This is a genomic window from Bradyrhizobium sp. AUGA SZCCT0431 (assembly GCF_018131065.1).
Classification (GTDB): Bacteria; Pseudomonadota; Alphaproteobacteria; order Rhizobiales; family Xanthobacteraceae; genus Bradyrhizobium.
The window spans coordinates 29,879-52,464 of sequence record NZ_JAFCLR010000030.1 but is presented as its reverse complement, the minus strand read 5'-3'; the positions used below and the strand labels follow the sequence as shown (position 1 = coordinate 52,464).

Sequence of the window (22,586 nt, the reverse complement as noted above, 5' to 3'; positions counted from 1 at the left end):
AGGACAGAGCAATGAGTGGTCTGATCGACATCAAGGTTCCCGATATCGGTGACTTCAAGGACGTCCCGGTGATCGAGGTCTTCGTCAAGCCGGGCGACAAGGTGAAGGCCGAAGATCCGCTGGTTGCGCTGGAGTCCGACAAGGCGACCATGGAAGTGCCGTCGCCGCGCGATGGCGTGGTGAAATCGGTGGTCGTGAAGCTTGGCGACAAGGTCAGCGAAGGCGCGGTGATCGTGCAGTTCGATGGCGCCGGGGCGGAGCAGGCCGAGGCGCGGCCGGTCGTCAGCGCTCCGCCGTCGCCGGTCAGCGCGCCGGCGGGTGTTGCCGAGGTGCGAGTCCCCGATATCGGCGACTTCAAGGACGTTCCGGTCATCGAAATCTTCGTAAAGGCCGGGGACAGTGTGAAAGCCGAGGATCCGCTGATCGCGCTCGAGTCGGACAAGGCAACAATGGAAGTGCCGGCCCCGCTCTCGGGCACCGTGCGCGAGATCAAGGTCAAGACCGGCGACAAGGTCAGCGAGGGCTCGATCATCCTATCGCTCGCAACTGGGGCAGCACCTTTGCAGGCCGACATCCCTCCCGTGTCGCTGCCTGCGTCCTCGCCGGCCACCGCTGCAGGAACGGCGGTGGTCGGCGCCCTTGACGAAAGAAGCTTCGCGCTCGCCTATGCCGGTCCGGCCGTGCGCAAGCTGGCGCGCGAACTCGGTGTCGATCTCGGCAAGGTCAAGGGCTCGGGCAATCACGGCCGCGTTCTGCGCGAAGACGTTGAAGCCTTCGGCAAAAGCGGGGCGGCCAAGCCGCAAACCGCGGCCGCAAGCGGAGGGGGTGTCGGCGGCATCGACCTTCTGCCCTGGCCCAAGGTTGATTTTGCGAAGTTCGGACCGGTCGAGCGCAAGGACCTCGGCCGCATCAAGAAGATTTCCGCGGCCAATCTTCACCGCAACTGGGTCGTCATCCCGCACGTAACGACCCACGACGAGGCCGACATCACCGATCTCGAACAATTCAGGGTGACGATGAACAAGGAGCTGGAGAAGAGCGGCGTCAAGCTCTCGCTCCTGCCGTTCATGGTAAAGGCCGCGGTCGCAACGCTGCAGAAGTTCCCGGAATTCAATGCGAGCCTCGACGGCGACGCGCTTGTCTACAAGAACTACTGGCACATCGGCTTTGCCGCGGACACGCCGAACGGCCTGATGGTGCCTGTCATCCGCGACGCCGACAAGAAATCGGTGCCGGAAATCGCCAGCGAGATGAACGCCCTCGCCAAGCTCGCGCGCGAAGGCAAGATCAAGCCCGACCAGATGCAGGGCGGGACTTTCTCGATCTCCTCGCTCGGCGGCATCGGCGGCATCTATTTCACGCCGATCATCAACGCGCCCGAAGTCGCCATCATGGGCGTCTGCAAAGGGTACTGGAAGCAGCACTCCGCCGACGGCAAGACATCGAACTGGCGGCTGACGCTGCCGCTGTCGCTGTCCTGGGACCACCGTGTCATCGACGGTGCGGCGGCCGCGCGCTTCAACGTCTACTTCGCCAGCGTGCTCGCCGATCTGCGGCGCGTGCTGTTCTGAGATCGGGGGAATCAGCATGGCTCAGCAGATCGAAGTGAAGGTTCCCGATATCGGCGACTTCAAGGACGTTGCGGTGATCGAAGTCATGGTGAAGCCCGGCGAGACCGTCGCAGTCGACACCAGCCTCGTCATGGTCGAGTCCGACAAGGCGTCGATGGAGATTCCATCGTCTCACGCCGGCGTCGTGAAGGAGGTCAGGGTCAAGGTGGACGACAAGGTGAGCGAAGGGTCGACCATCCTCGTGCTGGAGGCCGCAGGCGCCGCAGCTGCGCCGACGCCCGCGCCGGTACCGCAGTCGGCCGCGGCCGCGCCGCCGCCAGTTGCGCCTGCCGCGGCATCCTATTCCGGCAAGGCCGATATCGAATGCGACGTCGTGGTGCTTGGCGCCGGCCCCGGTGGCTACTCGGCCGCCTTCCGCGCCGCCGATCTCGGCATGAAGACCGTGCTGGTAGAGCGTTACGATACGCTGGGCGGCGTGTGTCTCAACGTCGGCTGCATCCCGAGCAAAGCGCTGCTGCATACGGCTTCGGTGGTCGACGAGGTCAGGCATCTTCCCGACCATGGCATTTCCTTTGGCCCGCCGCAGATCGACCTCGGCAAGCTGCGCGCGTTCAAGGACGGCGTGATCAAGAAGCTGACGGGCGGTCTTGCCGGCATGGCGAAGGCGCGCAAGGTCGAGGTTGCGACCGGCGTCGGTGCCTTCCTCGACCCACACCATATCGAGATTGTCTCGGCCGGAGGCAAGAAGACGGTCAAGTTCGCCAACGCCATCATCGCCGCCGGCAGCGAGGCCGTGAAACTGCCGTTTCTGCCCGACGATCCGCGCATTGTCGATTCGACCGGCGCGCTGCAATTGAAGTCGATCCCCAAGCGCATGCTGGTGATCGGCGGCGGCATCATCGGTCTCGAAATGGCGACGGTCTATTCGACGCTCGGCGCACGCATTGACGTGGTCGAAATGCTCGACGGCCTGATGCAGGGCGCCGACCGTGATCTGGTCAAGGTCTGGGAGAAAATGAACGCGGGTCGTTTCGACAAGGTCATGCTGAAGACCAAGACCGTGGGCGCGAAGGCGACGGAAGCCGGGATCGAGGTGAGGTTCGAATGCGAGCAGGCGCCTGCCGAGCCGCAGCTCTATGACCTCGTTCTCGTGTCGGTCGGCCGCAGCCCGAACGGCAAGAAGATCGGCGCTGAAAAGGCCGGAATCGCCGTGACCGAGCGAGGCTTCATCGACGTCGATAAGCAGATGCGCACCAACGTGGCGCATATCTTTGCAATCGGAGACATCGTCGGCCAGCCGATGCTGGCGCACAAGGCGGTGCATGAAGCCCATGTGGCCGCGGAAGTCGCGCATGGCGAGAAGTCATACTTCGACGCCCGGCAGATTCCTTCCGTCGCCTATACCGATCCCGAAGTCGCCTGGGCAGGCAAGACCGAGGAGCAGTGCAAGGCCGAGGGTATCAAGGTCGGCAAGGCGGTGTTTCCATGGGCGGCCTCTGGCCGCGCCATCGCCAATGGTCGCGACGAGGGTTTTACCAAGCTGCTGTTCGACACCACGATGCACCGCATCATCGGCGGCGGCATCGTCGGCACGCATGCCGGCGACCTGATCAGCGAAATCTGCCTTGCCATCGAGATGGGCTGCGAGCCGGCGGATATCGGCAAGACCATTCACCCGCACCCGACCCTCGGCGAGTCCATCGGCATGGCCGCCGAGGTGTTCGAGGGCCACTGCACGGACCTTCCACCGCAAAAGAAGAAGTGACGCTGAAGGCCAACCAATTGCCGGAACAAGGGCGCGGTTGAAATGAAGGAGGCAGTCATGGTTTCAAGAGCGTGGCGAATTCTTATCGTTCTCGCATTTGTTCTGCTTCCGCCCAAATTGGCGTCGGCGGCCGAGGCGCATTGGCCCCAGTCGCTCACGCTCGGCACCGCATCGGAAGGCGGCACTTATTACGCCTATGGTGAAGGGCTGGCTCGATTGCTCTCGCGAGAACTCGGCATCGCGGTGGTGGCGCGAGCAACTGGCGGCCCGATTGAGAATATCAAGCTGCTTGAGACCGGTGAAATTCAGCTGGCCTTCGTCACACAGGGTGTGGCGTTGCAAGCCTGGAACGCCGGCGCTGCCTGGACCGATGCGCGGCAATACCGAAACATGCGCGCCATGTTCGCGATGTATGATACGCCGTTTCAGTTTCAGGTGCTCAGTGACTCGCCGATTCAACTGTTTGCCGATTTCGCCGGCAAGCGTATCGGTGTCGGGCCCGAGGGCGGCACCACCGCCGCCTACTTTCCCGAGTTCCTCAAGGCGCTGAAGATCGAGGCCACCGTAGTTCACGGCGATTGGGCGGAGCTCGCGGAGAAGTCGTTGGCGCGAAGCATCGATGCGCTCGCGGTTGGCGCCGGCGTACCGGTTCCGATGCTCATCGATATAGAGCGAAAGGCGAAGGTGCGTTACCTCCCACTTACGCGGCAGGAGATCGCAACGCTGCGCCTGACGATGCCGGAACTCTCCGCATCCGTTGTCGCCGCGGGTTCGTATCCGACTTTGCGGCGCCGTTACGACACGGTCGGCCTGTTCAATTTTGCCGTCGCGCACAAGGATCTGCCCAACGATCTGGTCACAGCCATCGTCGACACAGTGTTCGCCAATAACGAGCGGCTGGTCGAAGTTCATCCGGCGGCGGCGGAAACGATCCCCTCCAACATCATGCGCAACAATTTCATTCCGCTTCATGGCGGCGCGGTCAGTTGGTATCGCAGCAGGGTTACGCCTGGGGTTGTGCATTCAGACTGAGAAACAGTCCTTAGGGAAGGAATAAGATATGGCAACAGCAGCAACGACAGACGGTCACCATTCCGTAAAATGGTATCAGCACCTCTATGTGCAGGTTCTGGCTGCAATCACAGCCGGCATATTACTGGGCCATTTTTATCCTCAGCTTGGCGAGCAGATGAAGCCGCTCGGCGATGCGTTTATCAAATGCATCAAAATGATTATCGCGCCGATCATCTTCTTCACGGTTGTGCATGGTATCGCCAGCATGCGCGACATGAAAAAGGTGGGACGTGTTGGCTTGAAGGCATTGATCTATTTCGAAGTGCTAACGACGGCTGCGTTGATCATCGGGCTTATCGTTATCAATTTGTGGAAGCCTGGCGTCGGCATGAACCTCGACCTGTCGACCGTTGACACAAAATCGATCGCGGCTTTCACCGCAAAAGCGAAGGAGCAGGGTACGGTCCAGTTTCTGATGGACATTATCCCGTCGACCGTCGTCGGCGCTTTTGCCAATGGCGAAATCCTGCAGGTGTTGTTCTTTGCAATCCTGTTTGCATTTGGCCTGCAAGCTCTCGGTCAACACGGTGAGGGCGTGCTGCGGCTGATTGATGTCGTGAGCCACGTGTTCTTCAAGATCGTGGGCTACATCATGAAAGTTGCGCCGATCGGAGCGTTCGGCGCAATGGCGTTCACGATCGGCAAGTATGGCGTGGCGACGCTGATCTCGCTGGCAAACTTCATGTTGGCGTTTTACGTAACATGCTTGTTGTTCGTCTTCGTCGTGCTCGGCTCCGTTGCTGCCCTTAGCGGCTTTTCGATCTTCAAGTTCATCCGTTACATCAAGGAAGAACTCCTGATCGTGCTTGGCACTTCGTCGTCGGAATCAGTGCTGCCGCGCATGATCGCTAAGACCGAAAATCTTGGCTGCGAAAAGTCGGTCGTCGGATTGGTTATTCCGACCGGGTATTCGTTCAACCTCGATGGCACTTGTATTTACTTGACAATGGCCGCGATCTTCCTGGCGCAGGCGACGAACACGCCCCTAACGATCTGGCAAGAGCTCGGGATCATTGGCGTTCTGCTCCTAACATCCAAGGGCGCCGCTGGTGTCACGGGATCCGGCTTCATCGTTCTAGCCGCAACACTTGCATCCGTCGGGACGATTCCGGTCGCGAGCATCGCCTTGATCCTTGGCATTGACCGCTTCATGTCGGAGGCGCGCGCGCTCACCAACCTCATAGGAAATGGCGTTGCGACAGTCGTTGTCGCCAAATGGGAAGGGGCACTCGATGAAACAGTGCTCCATCAACGTCTAAACCAAGAGCGCGATGCCGAAGCGGACGATCCGGAGTCCGTAAAGATTGCGGATGACGAGATAGAGGCAGGCGCGCCCCGGCCAGTCGTCGCTTGACCTTGAAAACGGCAGAGGCTGCCAGCCTGGAGCCTGTTACGGCGCTTGGCAACGGCTTGGGAAGCGCAGGGAACACCAAACGAGGAGTTGAATATGACTGATGTAGTGATTGTATCCGCCGCGCGGACGCCGGTTGGCTCTTTCAATGGAGCGTTCGGCTCGCTGACCGCCCACGAGCTCGGGGCTGTGGCGATCAAGGGCGCGCTGGAGCGCGCCAAGGTCTCGCCGGAAGAAGTCGATGAAGTGATCCTGGGCCAGGTCCTATCCGGCGGCGAGGGGCAGAATCCTGCGCGGCAGGCCGCCATGGCGGCCGGCATTCCGCAGGAGAAGACGGCGTGGGGCATGAACCAGCTTTGCGGTTCGGGCCTGCGCTCGGTGGCGCTCGGCTTGCAGCAGATCGCCAATGGCGATGCGAAGGTCATCGTCGCCGGCGGCATGGAGTCGATGTCGATGGCGCCGCATCTGTCGCACATGCGGAACGGTACGAAGATGGGCGACACCAGGTTCGTCGACTCCATGCTGAAGGACGGGCTGCTGGATGCATTCCACGGCTATCATATGGGAGTCACCGCGGAGAACATCGCCGCCAGGTGGCAGATCACCCGGGAAGAGCAAGACGCGTTCGCCACCAGTTCGCAGAACAAGGCCGAGGACGCGCAGAAGGCCGGCAGGTTCAAGGACGAGATCATTCCCGTCACCGTCAAGACCAGGAAGGGCGACGTTGTCGTCGACCAGGACGAATATATTCGTCCGGGCACGACCCTGGATGCGCTGGCGAAGCTGAAGCCCGCCTTCAACAAGGAGGGCACAGTGACCGCCGGCAATGCCTCCGGTCTCAACGACGGCGCGGCCGCGCTGGTGTTGATGAGCGCCGACGAAGCCAGCAAACGCGGCCTCACGCCGCTTGCGAAGATCGTCTCCTGGGCGACCGCGGGAGTCGATCCCGCGGTGATGGGATCGGGGCCAATTCCAGCGTCGCGCAAGGCGCTCGAAAAGGCCGGATGGAAGGTCAAGGATCTCGATCTCGTCGAGGCCAATGAGGCCTTCGCGGCGCAGGCCATCGCCGTCAACAAGGATATGGGTTGGGATCCGTCGATCGTCAACGTGAACGGCGGCGCCATCGCCATCGGCCATCCGATCGGCGCATCCGGCGCGCGCGTCCTGACGACGCTGCTGTTCGAGATGCAGAAGCGAGGCGCCAAGAAAGGCCTTGCCACCCTCTGCATCGGTGGCGGCATGGGCGTCGCCCTGACAGTCGAGCGCTAGGCCAGCGAACCGGTCGTTGCGACCGGAGCGAGATGCGGACGGCACAGGCCGTCCGCGAACGACAACGGCTTCTCGAGAGCCGAGAAATACAAGTTGAACCGATCAGGAACAGGAGGAGACGATGTCCAGAGTTGCGGTGGTGACCGGTGGAACGCGAGGTATAGGCGAGGCGATCTCGATCGCGCTCAAGGCGGCCGGCTACAAGGTGGCTGCGAGCTATGCCGGCAACGATGAGGCGGCCGCGAAATTCAAGGGCGAGACCGGCATCAACGTCTACAAATGGGATGTGTCGAGCTACGACGCCTGCGTCGCAGGTCTCAAGCAGGTTGAGGCCGATCTGGGCCCGGTGGATGTGCTGGTCAACAACGCCGGGATCACCAAGGACGGCATGTTCCACAAGATGACGCCGGACCAGTGGTATGCGGTCATCAACACCAACCTCAACTCGCTGTTCAACATGACGAGGCCGGTGTGGGAAGGAATGCGCGAGCGCAAGTTCGGCCGCGTGATCTGCATTTCCTCGATCAACGGCCAGAAGGGCCAGAAGGGCCAGGTCAACTACTCCGCCGCCAAGGCGGGTGACATGGGCTTCGTGAAGGCGCTCGCCCAGGAGGGAGCTCGCTCCGGCATCACCGTCAACACGATCTGTCCCGGTTATATCGCCACCGAGATGGTCAAGGCGATCAACCCGGAAGTCGTGGCCAAGAACATCCTTCCCCAGATCCCGGTCGGCCGGTTGGGCGAGCCGCACGAGATCGCGCGTACAGTCCTGTTCCTGGCATCTGATGATGCCGGTTTCATCACAGGCTCGACGATATCCGCAAACGGCGGCCAGAGCATGGTGTGAGCCGCCATGTCGATGCAGCCACAAGGGGATCTGACGACGCGAACGCTCGCCATGCCCGCGGATGCAAATCCGAGTGGCGACATCTTCGGCGGCTGGGTGCTTTCGCAGATGGATATTGCGGGTGGCATCCATGCTGGCCAGCGCGCGCAGGGGCGCGTCGCGACGGTAGCGATCGAGGCGATGCATTTCATCAAGCCGGTCCATGTCGGGGATGTTCTCTGCGTTTACGCAGCGCCCGAGCGTATGGGGCGTACGTCGGTGGCGGTCCGCCTGGAGGCCTGGGCGCTGCGCCACCGATTGGGCGACCGCGTCAAGGTGACGGAAGGCATCTTTACATTCGTCGCACTCGACGCCGAAGGACGACCCGCACCGATCGCACCTGATCGACGTGAGGAAGCATCGCGACCATGACTGTACCAACGACCAATGAAGGAGAGGAACATGTCCGACAACAAGTCAATGCCTGGTGGCGCCGATTGGGGTCTTCCCGGGTTCGACTTCGCCAAGCTCATCGAATCCTGCCAGATCAGCGGCGTCGACATGATGTCACTGATCGATATGGAGAAGAAGAACATCGACGCGCTCACCGAGGTCAACCGCTCGGCATATGAGAGCTGGCGAAACCTGATGGCGCGGCAGACCGAGGTTTTCCAGGAAACCATGAAGGCGATCGCTGCCGAGGCAAGCAACGAGACCGCAACCGGCCGCCGTACTGAAATCGCCCGGCAGGGATTCGAGCAAGCTCTCGCCAACATGCGCCAGCTCGCCGAGACCGCGACCGAGTCCCAGAAGCAGACGATCGAAATACTGCGCCGGCGCTTCGAGGAAGGGATGGCATCGATGCGCGCCCGTGGCGGAAGCGCCTGAAAGCTGCCGGCCGCGCAAGATCAGGAGGGGCGGCATCGCCTCTCGAACCAAGGGTAATATCGGGGAATACGATGGATCAGAATCTGAGAGAAGCCGCTCTTGAATATCATCGCCTGCCGAGGCCTGGAAAGATTTCCGTCGTGCCGACCACGGCCATGGCAACACAGCGTGATCTGTCGCTCGCATATTCACCCGGGGTGGCCGAACCTTGCCTGGCCATTGCCAAGGACCCGTTGCAGGCCGATGAACTGACCGCACGCAGCAACCTCGTGGCTGTCGTCACGAACGGCACCGCCGTGCTTGGTCTCGGCAATATCGGCCCGCTGGCCAGCAAGCCGGTCATGGAAGGCAAGGCGTGCCTGTTCAAGAAGTTCGCCGGGATCGACGTATTCGATATCGAACTCGCCGAGGAGGACCCTGACGCGCTGATCGAGACGATTGCCAGGATGGAACCGACCTTCGGCGGCATCAACCTGGAGGACATCAAGGCGCCGGAATGCTTCTACATCGAACAGAAGCTGCGCGAGCGCATGAAGATTCCGGTCTTTCACGACGACCAGCACGGCACCGCGATCATCGCGGCAGCGGCGATCCTCAACGGCCTGAAGCTGGTCAAGAAGGACATCACGGACGTCAAGCTGGTTTGCTCCGGTGCCGGCGCCGCGGCGCTGGCCTGTCTCGATCTCATCGTCAGCCTCGGATTGCCGCAGGATTGCATCATCGTGACCGATGCGAAGGGCGTGGTCTATGCCGGGCGCACCGAAGGCATGGACGACAATAAGGCGCGCTATGCCGTGAAGACGGACGCGCGAAAGCTGGACCAGATTATCCGGGATGCCGACATCTTTCTCGGCCTGTCGGCCGGAAACGTGCTCACGCCCGACATGGTCAAGAAGATGGCGCGAGATCCGCTGATCTTCGCCATGGCCAACCCGATACCCGAAATCATGCCGGAGGCCGCGCTGGCGGTTCGCCCCGATGCGATCATCGGGACGGGGCGATCGGACTACCCCAACCAGATCAACAACGTTCTGTGCTTTCCATTCATCTTCAGGGGCGCGCTGGACTGCGGAGCGACCACGATCAACGAAGAGATGAAGCTCGCGACGGTCCGTGCGCTGGCGGATCTGGCCATGGCGGAAGTGCCCGAGGTGGTGGCTGCTGCGTACAAAGGGGAGAATCTTCGCTTCGGCCGCGACTATCTGATTCCAAAGCCGCTTGACCCGCGCCTCATCGAGGTCGTTGCGCCGGCGGTGGCCATGGCCGCGGCCGACAGCGGCGTCGCGAAGCGCCCGATCACCGACATGGAAGCTTATCGCCAGCAGCTGAGCCGCTTCGTCTACCAATCCGGCAACGCAATGCAGCCGGTGTTCTCCGTGGCAAAGGGAAGCGGCAAGTCTCTCCTGCTGGCGGAAGGCGAGGACGAGCGCGTGCTGCGCGCGGCACAAGTCGTCGTTGACGAACAGATTGCAAAGCCGCTGCTTCTTGGTCGGCCGTCGATGATCGAGGAGCGGATCAAGGCGTTCGGTCTCCGGCTTACGCCGGGCAAAGACTGCGAGATCATCGATCCGCACGATGCGCAGGTCTATTCCGAATGTGCTGATGTCTACCATGCGCGCCGGAAACGCGACGGGGTGTCGGCCGGACTGGCGTTGTCGGAGACGCGGAGCAACGCGACGGTGCTCGCATCGATCCTGCTCGAGAGAGGCATCGGCGATGCGATGCTGTGCGGGGTCATCGGAAGGACTGCCGATCACCTGGCAGCCATCCGCAACGTGATCGGGACGCGGGAGAACGTGCGGACGCTGGCTGTGATGCAGATGCTCATTCTGCAGCAGCATCAGCTGTTCATCTGCGACACCCACTGCAACCTCAACCCGACCGCCGAGCAGGTTGCCGACATTGCATTGCTGGCGGTGGCCGAGGTGAGGCGGTTTGGTGTCACGCCGAGGGTGGCGCTGTTGTCGCATTCGAGCTTCGGCAGCTCCGCGGTCCCGGAAGCGCACAAGATGCGGGAGGCGCGCACGATCATTCGCGAGCGATCGCCCGATCTGGCTGTGGAAGGCGAGATGCGCGGGGACGCCGCGCTGTCGCAGTCGGTGCTTGATCACGAGTTTCCCGATTCCGGTTTCGTGGGCCCGGCGAATGTGCTGGTCATGCCGAATCTCGACGCCGCCAACATCTCCTACAATCTGCTCAGGATGGCGGCGGGACAGGGACTGACGGTGGGCGGCATCCTGCTCGGCGCGGCAAGGCCGGCCCACATTCTCACGCCATCGTCCACGGTCCGGCGAATCGTGAACATGGCTGCCGTCGCGGTCGCAGACGCAGTCTCCGAGAGAGCCTGATCGGGAGAACGAGTTTGGGCGAGTTGTGAACTGATCGGTCGAGGCCATCATGAGTGAGCCACAGTTGGGAAAATCCCGCATCGTGATCGTCGGAGGCGGAGCCGGCGGATTGGAGCTTGCGACGCGCCTGGGCGACAAGTACGGACGCAAGGGAAAGCTCGACGTCACGCTGATCGAGCGAAAGCGCACGCACGTGTGGAAGCCGAAGCTGCACGAAATTGCCGCCGGGAGCATGGATATCGCTGCCCACGAAGTCGATTATCTTGCGCAATCCTACTGGCATGGCTTTCGCTACCGGATCGGGGAGATGATCGGGATCGATCGACATCGCCGTCAGGTGCAGGTGGCGTCGTATTTCGACGCCGAGGGCCGGGAGGTTACTCCGAAGCGGGCCTTTGACTATGACGTCCTCGTGGTCGCCGTCGGAAGCCAGAACAACGACTTTGGCACGCCCGGAGTCGTGGATCATGCGATCAAGCTCGAATCGCAGTCGGACGCACGGCGGTTCCACGAAAGAATGGTCAATGCATGTATCCGCGCGCATGCCCAATCGGCGCCTCTGGGAGCGCACCAGTTGAAAGTCGCAATCATCGGGGCCGGTGCGACCGGCGTCGAACTTGCGGCCGAGCTCCACAGAACAACGCGCGAAGTGGTGGCGTATGGCCTCGATCAGGTCGATCCCCAAAAGGACATCAGGATCACGCTGATTGAAGCCGCCGAACGGGTGTTGCCCGCACTGCCCGAACGGGTTTCGAAAGAGACGGACAGGTTGCTTGGCAAGCTCGGAGTCAATGTGCTGGTCGGCGCCAAGGTCTCCGAGGTCGGGTCCGACCATGTGAGCCTGACGGACGGCCGGACGATTCCCGCCGAATTGATCGTCTGGGCTGCGGGCGTCAAGGCGCCCGATCTCCTGAAGGATATCGCCGGCCTCGAAACCAATCGCATCAATCAGCTCGTGGTTCGGCCGACGCTGCAGACAACGCGCGACGACGGCATCTTTGCCATCGGTGACTGCGCGGCCTGCTCGTGGGGCGAGCGCGGCAATGTGCCGCCTCGCGCGCAGGCGGCCCACCAGCAGGCTTCTCACCTGTACTCACAAATTCCGCGGTATCTGCGCGGCGAGCCGCTCAAGCCCTATCGATACAGGGACTTCGGATCCCTGGTTTCGCTTGGCGAATTCAGCACGGTCGGCTCGATGATGGGAGCGCTCGTGGGCGGCAACCTTGTCTTCGCAGGCATCTTCGCAAGGATGATGTACCTGTCTCTCTACAAGATGCACGAACACGCGCTGCACGGTTCGGTGAAGGTGACGCTCGACACGCTGGCCCGCCTGATCACCCGGCGCACCGAGCCGCACGTGAAGCTCCATTGATATCGGGTCGCAAGCGCGAGGGATGTCGTGCCGACCGATGCAAGCTTGATTGATGCGAAGGCGCTGCGCCGAAGCTGGAGGGGATCCTGATGGACGTTGTGTTCCTTGCGCGCATCCAGTTCGCCGCCAATATCACGTTCCACATTCTGTTTCCCTCAATTTCGATCGCGCTGGGCTGGGTTCTGTTGTTTTTTCGGCTGAAGCACCTGCGCGCGACCGACCCGCAGCGGAAGCTGGATTGGCTGCGCGCCTACCGGCTTTGGACAAAAATATTCGCCCTGACGTTCGCGCTCGGGGTCGTCAGCGGCGTTACCATGAGCTTCCAGTTCGGCACCAACTGGCCGGGCTACATGGAGCGCGTCGGCAATATCGCCGGCCCGTTGCTCGGCTATGAAGTGCTGACCGCGTTCTTTCTGGAAGCGGGTTTTCTCGGCGTGATGTTGTTCGGCCACCGCCGCGTCGGCGAGATGGTTCACCTTGGATCGACCTTTCTGGTCGCATTCGGCACAATGCTGAGCGCATTCTGGATCCTTGCCCTCAATTCCTGGATGCAGACGCCGGCGGGATACGAAATCATCGATGGCCAGTTTCACGCCAAGAACTGGCTGGAAATCATCTTCAATCCGTCCTTCCCGTATCGCTTCGTCCATATGGTGCTGGCATCCGCGCTGACCTGCGCGTTCCTGCTCATCGGGATCAGCGCCTGGCAGATCCTCAAGGGTGTCGCGACGGCCAGCGCGTCATGCGTACTGCGGACGGGACTGATTTTCGCCGCCTTGGCCACGCCCGCACAGATGGTGGCCGGCGACCTTCACGGGCTCAATACCCTCAGGCATCAGCCGCAGAAGATTGCGGCGATGGAAGGTATTTGGGAAACAACGCGAGGAGCGCCGCTTCTCCTGTTTGCGATCCCGGACGATGCAACGAGATCGAACCGTTTCGAGCTGGCCGTGCCAAAACTTGCGAGCCTGATCCTCCGGCACGATGCTGACGGCGAAATCAAGGGACTGAACGAGTTTCCATCGGCCCATCCGCCGGTTTTTCCGGTGTTCTGGTGTTTCCGGATCATGGTGGGGACCGGCATCCTGATGCTGCTGGTCAGCTGGATCGGCTTGTGGAGGCATTGGCGCGATGGCTGGGATTTCGCTCCGATGCCGCGGCCAATGCTGAAGCTGTTCGCGGCGATGACCTTTTCAGGTTGGGTTGCGACCATCGCCGGATGGTACGTCACGGAGATCGGGCGCCAGCCCTTCATCGTTGCCGGCCTCATTCGAACCAGCGACGTCGCCTCTCGTGTTCCGTCGTCGAGCATTGCCCTGACGCTCAGCATCTACATTGCGGTCTATCTGGCGCTGCTAGTCGCCTATGTCGGCGTGCTGAAGCACATGTCGGAAACATCGGAAAAGAAGCCGGGCATGATCACATCGGAAGGCAAGGCGGAGGGCCCGCAGGAATATCAGCGCCGGGGAGAATTCGCATGATTTCGATGTCGTTCGACGAACTGCTCCCGCTGATCTTCATCGGGTTGATGGGGGTGTCGCTGCTCGTCTACGTCGTGAGCGACGGATATGATCTCGGGGTCGGCATGCTGATGCATCGGGCGACGCCCGAGGAGCGGGACACCATGGTCGCGTCCATCGGTCCGTTCTGGGATGCCAATGAAACCTGGCTGGTTCTCGGCGTCGGCCTGCTCCTCGTCGCTTTCCCCAAAGCGCACGGGCTGGTCCTGTCGGAACTGTACCTGCCGACCGCTCTCATGCTGGTTGGCCTGATCCTGCGCGGCGCAGCCTTCGATTTCAGGGTCAAGGGCAAGGCCAGCCGGAAAGCGATTTGGGACCGCCTGTTCATCGCCGGGTCAATGCTTGCGTCGGTGTGCCAGGGCTGGATGCTCGGTCGCTACATCAGCGGCTTCGGCGAGGGCTGGAACTATCCGATCTTTGCGGGTGCCATTGCGATAGCGTTGCCGATGGCATACGCGCTGCTTGGCGCGACGTGGCTGGTGATGAAGACGGACGGCCAGCTCCAGGACAAGGCGATCGAGTGGAGCAAGATCGCCTGGCCGCCCGTGGTCGTGGGCTTGATACTGATCTCGATGGCAACGCCGTGGATCAGCGAGACGGTTCGTGTCAGGTGGTTTACCTTGCCGGCGATGATTGCGGTGGCGTCGATCCCGATCACGACGGGCATTGCGCTGCTGACGGCGCGCCTCCTGCTCGGGTCGCCGGCCGTACGCGGCAGCCTGTGCTGGCTGCCGTTCGCATTGCTGGTGCTCGTCTTCTTCCTGAGCTTCCTCGGCCTCAGCTACAGCATCTATCCCTTCGTGGTGATCGACAGGCTCACCGTCTGGCAAGCCGCCAGCAGCCCCGAATCGCTCAAGGTCATCCTGATCGGTGTTTGCGTCACGCTGCCTGTCATTATTGCCTACACCGGATTTTCCTATCGCGTATTCCGGGGCAAGACCATAGAGTTAGACTATGCATGAGCGGTCGTCCGTCGTGGCCGGCGCTCCTCGGATTTGTCTGGTTCCCGAGATGACGGACCTTCCATCGCTGATGAACATCAAGGGGAGACCCGAAATCAGTTCGGTGGCGCCCGGTTCCACGCGTTGGCTTGTGCGCGGAGCAATCGCTGTCGCGCTGGTCGTAGCCGCTTCGTGGCTCGGATATGCAGTGGCTTTCGAGCGCGGACTGCACCATTTGCGCTCGGCCGCGCAGCAGCGGCTGGCGGTGGAAGCCGCGCGGCTCGACGGTCATCTTTCAAGATTTGAATACCTGCCGTCCTTGCTCGAGACGTCCCCCAGCGTCTTCCGGCTGCTCGGCGCGCCCGGCGATCCCGCACTGCGGCAAACCGTCAGCCAGTACTTGAAGTCGATCAATCTGCTTGCGGGAGCCGAAAATCTCTACGTCCTCGGCGTCTCCGGCGATACGCTGGCCGCGGCCGATTTCGAGCAGCCGGGTACACCGTTTGGCCAAAACCTGTCGTACCGTCCCTATGTCAGCGAGGCTCTCTCGAAAGGTCGAGGGGCGTTCTTCGGCGTCGGCATTACCAGCGCGCGCGCCGGCTACTATCTCTCCTATGCCCTGAAGGACGGCGGGGAGACGAGGGGCGTTGCCACCGTCAAGGTCAACCTCGATTCGTTCGAGCGCGGATGGCGCGACATTGACAGCGATATTCTTCTGCTCGACGAGCGCCGGGTCACGATACTTTCCTCTCGCGACGAGTGGCGCTTTCATCCAATGGAGCCGCTGTCGCTTCAGATGCGCGATGAGATTTCGCGATCGAAGCCATACGGAAACCACGAGCTGACGCCGCTCGGATGGACCTTTCTCGCTCAGATCTCGGACGGCGCTGCACGAATCACCGCAGAAAACGGCGCTGCCTACACCCTCAGCGAACGGCCAATCAACCGCGGTCTGTGGAAGCTGGTCCTGCTCGACGATGAGGCGCCGACGCGGCAGACCGCGCTGATCATCGGCGCGATGTCGGGTCTCGCCTGCATCGTTGCGTTGCTGGCGGCTGGTCTGGTCGAGCAGCGCAGGCGAGCGATCAAGCAACGCCTGGCCAACCAGACGGCGTTGCAGGCGGCGAACGACATGCTCGAGATCAGGGTGCAGGAACGAACCGCCGAACTGCGGGCCGCGCAGGATGATTTGGTCCATGCCGGCAAGCTCGCCGCCCTCGGCCAGATGTCGGCCGGAATCGTGCATGAACTGAACCAGCCTCTGGCCGCCCTGCAGACGGCCGCCGACAATGCGGTTCTGCTCGTCGACCGCGGGTCGATCGGCGATGCCCGCGGAAATCTGACCCGGATTGGCGAATTGGTGCGCCGGCTCGGACGCCTGACCGGTCAGCTGCGGATTTTCGCATACAAGTCGAGCAGCCCGCTTGACGCGGTCTCCGTCGAACATGCCGTGGCCGAATCGCTCAAGATACTCGCCGGGCGCGTCAAGGAAGGGGGAGTGACCGTCGTAACCGACGTTGACGCGAATATCTGCGTCGTCGCCGATCAGACGCGGCTTGAGCAGCTGTTGTGCAACATCGTGGCGAATGCGCTGGACGCCGTGGAGAGCGCCGACCGGAAGTCGATCCTGATCCGCGCGAGCCGGGAACAGGGGCAGGCCGCGCGCTGCCGCATCGTCATCAGCAACAGCGGTCCTGCAATCGCGCCCGATGTCCTGCAGCGCATGTTCGAACCTTTTGTGACGACCAAGCCTGCGGGAAAAGGGCTCGGTCTTGGTCTGATGCTCTCCAACCACATCGCTCACTCCTTTGGCGGCGAACTGCGCGCACGAAACCTGACGCCATGCGGCGCCGAATTTGCAGTGACCCTTCCATTGGCTGGCACATCGGAGGTTTCGCATGAGCGATGACCAATCGATCGGCGTGATCTACGTCGAGGACGACAACGATGTCCGGATCGGCGGCGTTCAGGCGCTTGAACTTGCCGGGTTTTCCGTCTCGGGGTTCGCCTCGGTCGAGACCGCCAGCGTGTCCGTCCGTGCCGACATGCCGTTCGTCGTGGTCTGCGACGTGCGCCTGCGCGGCAAGAGCGGCCTTGAATGGCTGTCCGATCTGCGCCGGCTGGATCAGGATCTGCCGGTGATCCTGATCACCGGGCATGGCGATATTTCCATGGCCGTGCAGGCGATGCGAGATGGCGCCTACGACTTCATCGAGAAGCCATGCTCCTCGGAGCGACTCATTTCGGTGGTTCGCAGGGCGGCCGAAAAGAGACGATTGACCCTGGAAGTGCGCGCGTTGCGATCCGTCCTTGCGGACCGCCAGGGCATCGAGGCGAGCCTGCTGGGCCGGTCGCCGCAGATACTGGAAGTGCGCAGGCTCGTATCCACATTGGCCGCGACCAATGTCGACGTCACGATCTATGGCGAAACCGGAACCGGCAAGGATGTGGTTGCGCGCTGTCTCCACAATCACAGCGGGCGACGCGGCGGCCATTATGTTGCGGTGAACTGCGGCGGCCTCCCCGAATCGCTGGTCGAGAGCGAGTTGTTCGGCCATGAGGTAGGGGCGTTCACCGGTGCCACCCGTCAGCGTATCGGCAAGATCGAATATGCGAATGGCGGAACGCTGTTCCTCGACGAAATCGAGAGCATGCCGCTGAGCGTGCAGGTGAAGTTGCTGCGGTCGCTGCAGGATCGATCGATCGAACGCGTCGGAACGAACAAGCCGATCTCGGTGGATTGCCGCGTCGTTGCGGCGAGCAAGACGAATCTGCTCGAGTTGAGCGAGAAGCGGCTGTTTCGCGCCGATCTCTACTATCGCCTTGGCGTCGCATTCATCGAACTGCCGTCGCTTCGCGAGCGGCGCGAAGACATTCCCCTGCTGTTCGAGCACTTCACGCTCGACGCCGCCAGACGGTTCGAGCGCGACGCGCCGATACTGGACGAGCAGACGCTGTCCATCTTGCTGGCCTATTCGTGGCCGGGAAACGTACGGGAGCTCCGTAACGTCGCCGATCGCTTCGTGCTTGGCGTGCTCGACGGCAAGGCCATCAACAAGCCCGGGCTGGGTGCATCGGATGTGTCGCTGCCTCGACAGTTGGAGAACATCGAGCGGTCGATCATCGAGGACGCGCTGCGGCGCAAGCAGGGCGACGTTCAGGCGACGGCAACGCTTTTGGGCATCCCGAAGCAGACGCTGTACGACAAGATCAAACGCCTTTCCGTCAACGTTGACGGGATCAGGGAGGGGACAAGTGTTCGCTCCGGCTCCTGACGACAACAAGCGGCCATTGCGACGCCCTGGACAGGCTTGACGGCCGAAGCCGCGGGTCCGGCCGGATAGCTGACAAGCTCTCGGCGCATACGAGAGCGAAGGGCGCCAGACAGAAGCTGCCCGAAGAGGAAACGAACGAAACATTCAATCTTGCTGAGCGAGGGTAAGTGATGGATCGGCCATTCAATATGCCTGACGAATTTGTCGAAGGTTTCATGAAGGCAGGCGCGAGCCTGTGGCGGTCGCTGGGCTGGACACCGAACGGCGATCGTGACGGCGTGGGCCTTGGCGCAACGCTGAATTCATCGGGGCGGATCGCCGAATTGCAGGCTGACCACCTGATGCGTCTGTACCAACTCACGGAACAGGTCATCAAATCGGCTGCAGGCGTGCAGGGCGAAGGCAGCGTCGAGCCGGCGCGCGGCGATCGCAGGTTCAACGCCACGGAATGGCGGGACAATTCGCTCCATAGTCTGCTGAAGCAATGCTATCTGCTGAATTCGCGCTATTGCACTGATTTCGTCGAAGCGTTGGATCTGGACGAAAAGGAAAAGCAACGGCTGCGTTTCTTCACGCGCCAACTCGTCGAGGCGATGAGTCCGACCAATTTTCTCGCCACCAATCCTGACGTCATCAAGCTTGCGACGGACACCGAAGGCCAAAGCCTCAAGGCAGGCCTCGACAATTTGATGTCGGATCTGGGCCGGGGCAGCCTGACGATCACGGACGAGGGCGCATTCGAGGTCGGAAAGGACGTCGCGGCATCCAGGGGCGCGGTCGTGTTCGAGAACGATCTGTTCCAACTGATTCAATATGAACCGGCGACGGAGCAGGTGGCCGTTCGGCCGTTGCTGATCGTGCCGCCCTGCATCAACAAGTTCTACATTCTCGACCTTCAGCCGGCCAATTCCTTCGTCCGGTTTGCGGTCGAGCACGGCATGACGGTGTTCATCGTTTCCTGGCGCAATCCGGATGCCTCTTGCGGGCATTTCGGATGGGATGATTACGTCGAGCATGGCGCCATGCGCGCCATCGAAATCGCCCGGTCGATCTCCGGCGCCGACAAGGTCAACGTCGTCGGCTGGTGCGTCGGGGGAACCATCCTGTCGTCTGCGCTCGCTATCCTGCGGACGCGGGGCGACGAATCGGTCGCCAGCGTGACTCTGTTGACGACCATGCTCGATTTCCGCGAACCGGGTGATCTTGGCGTATTCGTGGACGAGGAGAGCGTGCGACAGCGTGAGCAGACCATTGGGAATGGTGGCGTCTACCGCGGCGCCGAACTGGGATTCGTGTTCCAGACCCTGCGCTCGAAGGAGCTGATATGGCCGAACGTGATCAATAATTATCTGAAAGGAAAATCGCCCGAGCGTTTCGATCTCCTGTTCTGGAATGCCGACGTAACCAATCTGCCGGGACCGATGTACTGCTGGTATATCAGGAACATGTACCTGGAGAACAATCTTCGGGAACCGAACAGGTTGACGATGTGCAACACGTCAGTCGATTTGGGGCGGGTCGACCTGCCGGCATATGTCTTGGCGACCGTCGAGGACCATATCGTGCCGTGGCGATCCGCCTATCGTACAACAGGCCTGTTCGGCGGCGACACGCGTTTCGTGCTCGGTGCGAGCGGACATATCGCCGGTGTGATCAATCCGGCGTCGAAGAACAAGCGAAGCTATTGGGTGTCGACCGATCGATGCGACGACCCGGCGACCTGGCTGGCTGGCGCCGATGAAAAGCCCGGCAGCTGGTGGAACGACTGGATTGCCTGGCTCAAGCCGCAGGCGGAAGAGCAACTGCCGGCGCGAACGCAACTCGGCAGCAACCTCTATCCTCCGGGCGAATCTGCACCCGGTCGATATGTGAAGGAAAAGGCGAGCTGACAGGAAGCGCGGCCGCGCCCGCCTTCGCCCGAGTGGGCTTCGGCGAGGCAGCCTTCGCTCACTTCGCTCGGAGAGGTCGCAGGCTGGCTTGCCTAGCCGTAGCTCGCGAAGCGAGCGAAAGGCTGGTGGGCCCGGCAGGACTCGAACCTGCAACCAGACCGTTATGAGCGGCCGGCTCTAACCATTGAGCTACAGGCCCCGCCGCGAGCGGCCGTTTGAGGCGGCCGGCAACGGTGCGGGCATCGTTTACAGGGGTGATCGCAATCCCGCAATGCCGGGTTTAATCCACCGAAACGCCGGCAAATTCCACCACTTTGCGCCATTTCTCGGTCTCATCGGCGACGAGCTTGCCGAATTCGACAGGGGACATCGGCTTTGGGACGCCGCCGACGTCGGCGAGCCGCGCCACCAGCTTCGGGTCCTTCAGCGCAACGTCGACCGCCTTGTTGAGAATTTCGATGATTTCCGGCGGCGTGCCCTTGGGCGCGGAGATGCCGTAGAAGCCGACCGATTCGAATCCCGGCACGGTTTCGGCCACGGCCGGAAACTCCGGCACACTTGGCCAGCGCTTCGGCGAGGTGACGCCGAGCCCGCGCAGCGTGCCGCCGCGCACTTGTTCCAGCGCCGACGGCAGGTTGTCGAACAGCACCTGCACCTTGTTGGAAATCAGATCGGGCATCGCGGCCGATGAGCCACGATAGGGCACATGCGTCATCTCGACCTTGGTCAGCGCCTTGAACAGTTCCGCCGACATGTGGACCGAGGTGCCGTTGCCGGACGAGGCATAAGAGACCTTGCCGGGATTGGCCTTGCAGTAGTCGATGAACTCCTGGACGGTTTTGACCGGCAGCGACATCGGCACCACCATCATGTTGGTGAGCTGCATGATACTGGCGACCGGCACCGTGTCGCGGATGAAATCGTAAGGCAGCTTCTTGTAGAGCGATGTCGAGATCGCGTTGTTGGGCGCCACGAACAGGAGCGTGTAGCCGTCCGGCGGCGAGTTGATCGCCGCGGCCGCGGCGATGTTGCCGCCGGAGCCGGCGCGATTTTCCACGACGAACTGCTGGCCGAAATGCTCCGACAGCCACTGCGCCATGATGCGCGCCACGGTATCGACCGGGCCACCGGCGGTGAAGCCGATCAGCCATTTCACCGGGCGGGTCGGATAGTCGGCGGCGGACGATGGGGCGGCGCCGGTCGCAAGGCCCGTCAGACAGACCAGACTGAACATGGTTGCGCGCAGAAATGAGAACATGGCCTCCCCCATCTATCGTTGTCGCCAATCAGGCCATCAGCGCCTGTTGCATTCATGCTTTCATACAATTGAGAAATTGCCTACAACCTCCGCTCGCGTTGATCAGCCAAGCTGCGGAAACACGCTTGAGGCCAAACATGAAACTCGCTCATATCGTCTGCGCCGGCGTTGTTCTGCTGGCGGGCGGCGCTGCGGCGCAAGATGGAGGCAAGGCCATTACAAAAACAGCAATCAGTGCCCCGATTAGTCTTGGAACCGCGACGCCGGGCGGCGGCTTTCCGGTCTATGGCAATGCGTTCGCGGAAGTCATGAACGCCGCCGATCCGACGCTGTCGATCGAGCCGCGCAACACCAAGGGCAGCAGCGAGAACATTCCGCTGCTCGAGACGGACGGGCTCGATATCGCGCTGGTGGCCGGGGAGCCTTCCTACGAGGCCTTCATGGGCATCGGGCGGGCGCCGACCAAGCTGAAGATCCTGACCGCGATGTATTCCAGCCCGGGCATGTTCGTGGTGCGCGCCGACAGCCCCTACAAGACCATTCGCGATCTCGTCGGCCAGCCCGTGGCGTTCGGCGCCAGGGGCTCGGGTCTGCCGATCCTGTCGCGCTACATGCTCGACGGCATCGGGCTGAAGCAGGACGAGGATTTCAAGTCGATCTATCTCGACCGCGCCGGCGACGGTCCGGCCATGGTGCAGGACGGCCGTGCCGCGGCGCTATGGGGCGCGGGCATCGGCTGGCCCGGCTTCAAGAGCATGGCGGAAAGCCCCGGCGGCGCCCGCTTCATCGCGCCCGACGCCGGCGAGATCGCCAAGGTCCGCGCCAAGCATACCTTTCTCAAGCCGTTGACGGTGCCCGCCAACAGCTACCCGAACCAGCCGGCGGCGATCGATTCGATCGGCTCCTGGAGTTTTGTCCTCGCGCGCGAAAGCCTGCCGGATGACGTTGCCTATCGGCTGGCGAAGACGCTGCACGGCGCGGAGGGGGCGTTGTGCAAGAAGCTGCCGCAGGCCTGTGAGACCACCGCGGCAAACACGGCCGCGGCTGCGCCGAGCGTCGGGCTGATCCACCCGGGCGTGCTGAGATATTTCCGCGAGGTTGGGGTGGTGAAATAGTCACCGCTCTCTCAGCGCGTCGTCCCGGCGAACGCCGGGACCCATACGCCGCGGCCGTCTTTGTTGAGCACAGTGGTTAACGGCTTTGCTCAACAACAGATGACCGGGATTATGGGTCCCGGCT

The 22,586-nt window shown here is 62.0% G+C and carries 17 protein-coding genes and 1 tRNA gene; 16 read left to right on the top strand and 2 right to left on the bottom strand.

All coding sequences use genetic code 11. From position 1 onward, the window contains the following. The first annotated feature begins 11 nt into the window (after positions 1 to 11). The 15 genes from JQ567_RS25995 (at position 12) to phaC (ending at position 20,089) form a co-directional block, all read left to right on the top strand. Entirely contained in the window at positions 12 to 1,571 is a 1,560-nt protein-coding gene (locus JQ567_RS25995; protein ID WP_212441453.1) for a dihydrolipoyllysine-residue acetyltransferase, read from the top strand. Between the two features lie 16 nt (positions 1,572 to 1,587). Further along, positions 1,588 to 3,336, top strand: a complete 1,749-nt coding sequence (gene lpdA, locus JQ567_RS25990) for a dihydrolipoyl dehydrogenase (RefSeq protein WP_212441452.1) — start codon at positions 1,588 to 1,590, stop codon at positions 3,334 to 3,336. 42 nt (positions 3,337 to 3,378) lie between these two features. Beyond that, positions 3,379 to 4,368 (top strand): TAXI family TRAP transporter solute-binding subunit, encoded by a 990-nt coding sequence (locus JQ567_RS25985; protein ID WP_249165717.1) that lies wholly within the window; start codon positions 3,379 to 3,381, stop codon positions 4,366 to 4,368. A gap of 28 nt (positions 4,369 to 4,396) precedes the next feature. Next, the gene (locus JQ567_RS25980; RefSeq protein WP_212441451.1) at positions 4,397 to 5,764 is read left to right on the top strand and encodes a dicarboxylate/amino acid:cation symporter; all 1,368 of its coding nucleotides are present in this window, start codon (positions 4,397 to 4,399) and stop codon (positions 5,762 to 5,764) included. A 93-nt stretch (positions 5,765 to 5,857) separates the two neighbouring features. Next, entirely contained in the window at positions 5,858 to 7,030 is a 1,173-nt protein-coding gene (locus JQ567_RS25975) for an acetyl-CoA C-acetyltransferase (RefSeq protein ID WP_212441450.1), read from the top strand. A 121-nt stretch (positions 7,031 to 7,151) separates the two neighbouring features. Beyond that, the gene (gene phbB, locus JQ567_RS25970) at positions 7,152 to 7,877 is read left to right on the top strand and encodes an acetoacetyl-CoA reductase (RefSeq protein WP_212441449.1); all 726 of its coding nucleotides are present in this window, start codon (positions 7,152 to 7,154) and stop codon (positions 7,875 to 7,877) included. Positions 7,878 to 7,883: 6 nt separating this feature from the next. Continuing rightward, positions 7,884 to 8,288 carry an acyl-CoA thioesterase gene (locus JQ567_RS25965; protein ID WP_212441448.1) on the top strand — a complete coding sequence of 135 codons (405 nt, stop codon included), beginning with the start codon at positions 7,884 to 7,886 and terminating at the stop codon, positions 8,286 to 8,288. Between the two features lie 30 nt (positions 8,289 to 8,318). Further along, the gene (gene phaP / locus JQ567_RS25960) at positions 8,319 to 8,744 is read left to right on the top strand and encodes a TIGR01841 family phasin (protein ID WP_212441447.1); all 426 of its coding nucleotides are present in this window, start codon (positions 8,319 to 8,321) and stop codon (positions 8,742 to 8,744) included. Positions 8,745 to 8,815: 71 nt separating this feature from the next. Beyond that, a complete protein-coding gene (locus JQ567_RS25955) occupies positions 8,816 to 11,092 on the top strand; it encodes an NADP-dependent malic enzyme (protein WP_212441446.1) in 2,277 nt (758 codons plus the stop codon). Between the two features lie 49 nt (positions 11,093 to 11,141). Next, positions 11,142 to 12,464, top strand: a complete 1,323-nt coding sequence (locus tag JQ567_RS25950) for an NAD(P)/FAD-dependent oxidoreductase (RefSeq protein ID WP_212441445.1) — start codon at positions 11,142 to 11,144, stop codon at positions 12,462 to 12,464. A gap of 89 nt (positions 12,465 to 12,553) precedes the next feature. Further along, positions 12,554 to 13,945: a cytochrome ubiquinol oxidase subunit I gene (locus JQ567_RS25945; RefSeq protein ID WP_212441444.1), complete on the top strand. Its 1,392-nt coding sequence runs from the start codon at positions 12,554 to 12,556 to the stop codon at positions 13,943 to 13,945. After that, on the top strand, positions 13,942 to 14,946 hold the full coding sequence (locus tag JQ567_RS25940) for a cytochrome d ubiquinol oxidase subunit II (RefSeq protein WP_409363633.1): 1,005 nt from the start codon (positions 13,942 to 13,944) through the stop codon (positions 14,944 to 14,946). Before JQ567_RS25945 ends, JQ567_RS25940 begins: the two co-directional genes overlap by 4 nt. Before the next feature lie 187 nt (positions 14,947 to 15,133). Next, on the top strand, positions 15,134 to 16,834 hold the full coding sequence (locus tag JQ567_RS25935) for an ATP-binding protein (RefSeq protein WP_312017465.1): 1,701 nt from the start codon (positions 15,134 to 15,136) through the stop codon (positions 16,832 to 16,834). Next, positions 16,824 to 18,200 carry a sigma-54 dependent transcriptional regulator gene (locus JQ567_RS25930; protein ID WP_212441442.1) on the top strand — a complete coding sequence of 459 codons (1,377 nt, stop codon included), beginning with the start codon at positions 16,824 to 16,826 and terminating at the stop codon, positions 18,198 to 18,200. Before JQ567_RS25935 ends, JQ567_RS25930 begins: the two co-directional genes overlap by 11 nt. 188 nt (positions 18,201 to 18,388) lie before the next feature. Then, positions 18,389 to 20,089, top strand: coding sequence for a class I poly(R)-hydroxyalkanoic acid synthase (phaC, locus tag JQ567_RS25925; protein WP_249165715.1), 1,701 nt, complete (start codon positions 18,389 to 18,391; stop codon positions 20,087 to 20,089). A 123-nt stretch (positions 20,090 to 20,212) separates the two neighbouring features. Here phaC and JQ567_RS25920 read toward each other — a convergent pair. Further along, a tRNA-Ile gene (locus tag JQ567_RS25920) sits at positions 20,213 to 20,288 on the bottom strand. A gap of 81 nt (positions 20,289 to 20,369) precedes the next feature. Next, positions 20,370 to 21,347, bottom strand: coding sequence for a tripartite tricarboxylate transporter substrate binding protein (locus JQ567_RS25915; protein ID WP_212441440.1), 978 nt, complete (start codon positions 21,345 to 21,347; stop codon positions 20,370 to 20,372). Positions 21,348 to 21,484: 137 nt separating this feature from the next. On the opposite strand from JQ567_RS25915, the gene JQ567_RS25910 reads away from it, so the two are divergent. Further along, positions 21,485 to 22,462, top strand: a complete 978-nt coding sequence (locus JQ567_RS25910; RefSeq protein WP_212441439.1) for a TAXI family TRAP transporter solute-binding subunit — start codon at positions 21,485 to 21,487, stop codon at positions 22,460 to 22,462. Positions 22,463 to 22,586 lie beyond the last annotated feature (124 nt).

Bases quoted from the DNA above. Each gene is read 5' to 3' on its own strand.
- JQ567_RS25955 (WP_212441446.1), top strand. From the start codon at position 8,816: ATGGATCAGAATCTGAGAGAAGCCGCTCTTGAATATCATCGCCTGCCG.
- lpdA (WP_212441452.1), top strand. From the start codon at position 1,588: ATGGCTCAGCAGATCGAAGTGAAGGTTCCCGATATCGGCGACTTCAAG.
- JQ567_RS25980 (WP_212441451.1), top strand. From the start codon at position 4,397: ATGGCAACAGCAGCAACGACAGACGGTCACCATTCCGTAAAATGGTAT.
- JQ567_RS25945 (WP_212441444.1), top strand. From the start codon at position 12,554: ATGGACGTTGTGTTCCTTGCGCGCATCCAGTTCGCCGCCAATATCACG.
- JQ567_RS25930 (WP_212441442.1), top strand. From the start codon at position 16,824: ATGAGCGATGACCAATCGATCGGCGTGATCTACGTCGAGGACGACAAC.
- JQ567_RS25965 (WP_212441448.1), top strand. From the start codon at position 7,884: ATGTCGATGCAGCCACAAGGGGATCTGACGACGCGAACGCTCGCCATG.
- JQ567_RS25995 (WP_212441453.1), top strand. From the start codon at position 12: ATGAGTGGTCTGATCGACATCAAGGTTCCCGATATCGGTGACTTCAAG.
- JQ567_RS25915 (WP_212441440.1), bottom strand. From the start codon at position 21,347: ATGTTCTCATTTCTGCGCGCAACCATGTTCAGTCTGGTCTGTCTGACG.
- JQ567_RS25975 (WP_212441450.1), top strand. From the start codon at position 5,858: ATGACTGATGTAGTGATTGTATCCGCCGCGCGGACGCCGGTTGGCTCT.
- phaC (WP_249165715.1), top strand. From the start codon at position 18,389: ATGCCTGACGAATTTGTCGAAGGTTTCATGAAGGCAGGCGCGAGCCTG.
- JQ567_RS25985 (WP_249165717.1), top strand. From the start codon at position 3,379: ATGAAGGAGGCAGTCATGGTTTCAAGAGCGTGGCGAATTCTTATCGTT.
- phaP (WP_212441447.1), top strand. From the start codon at position 8,319: ATGTCCGACAACAAGTCAATGCCTGGTGGCGCCGATTGGGGTCTTCCC.
- JQ567_RS25910 (WP_212441439.1), top strand. From the start codon at position 21,485: ATGAAACTCGCTCATATCGTCTGCGCCGGCGTTGTTCTGCTGGCGGGC.
- JQ567_RS25940 (WP_409363633.1), top strand. From the start codon at position 13,942: ATGATTTCGATGTCGTTCGACGAACTGCTCCCGCTGATCTTCATCGGG.
- phbB (WP_212441449.1), top strand. From the start codon at position 7,152: ATGTCCAGAGTTGCGGTGGTGACCGGTGGAACGCGAGGTATAGGCGAG.
- JQ567_RS25950 (WP_212441445.1), top strand. From the start codon at position 11,142: ATGAGTGAGCCACAGTTGGGAAAATCCCGCATCGTGATCGTCGGAGGC.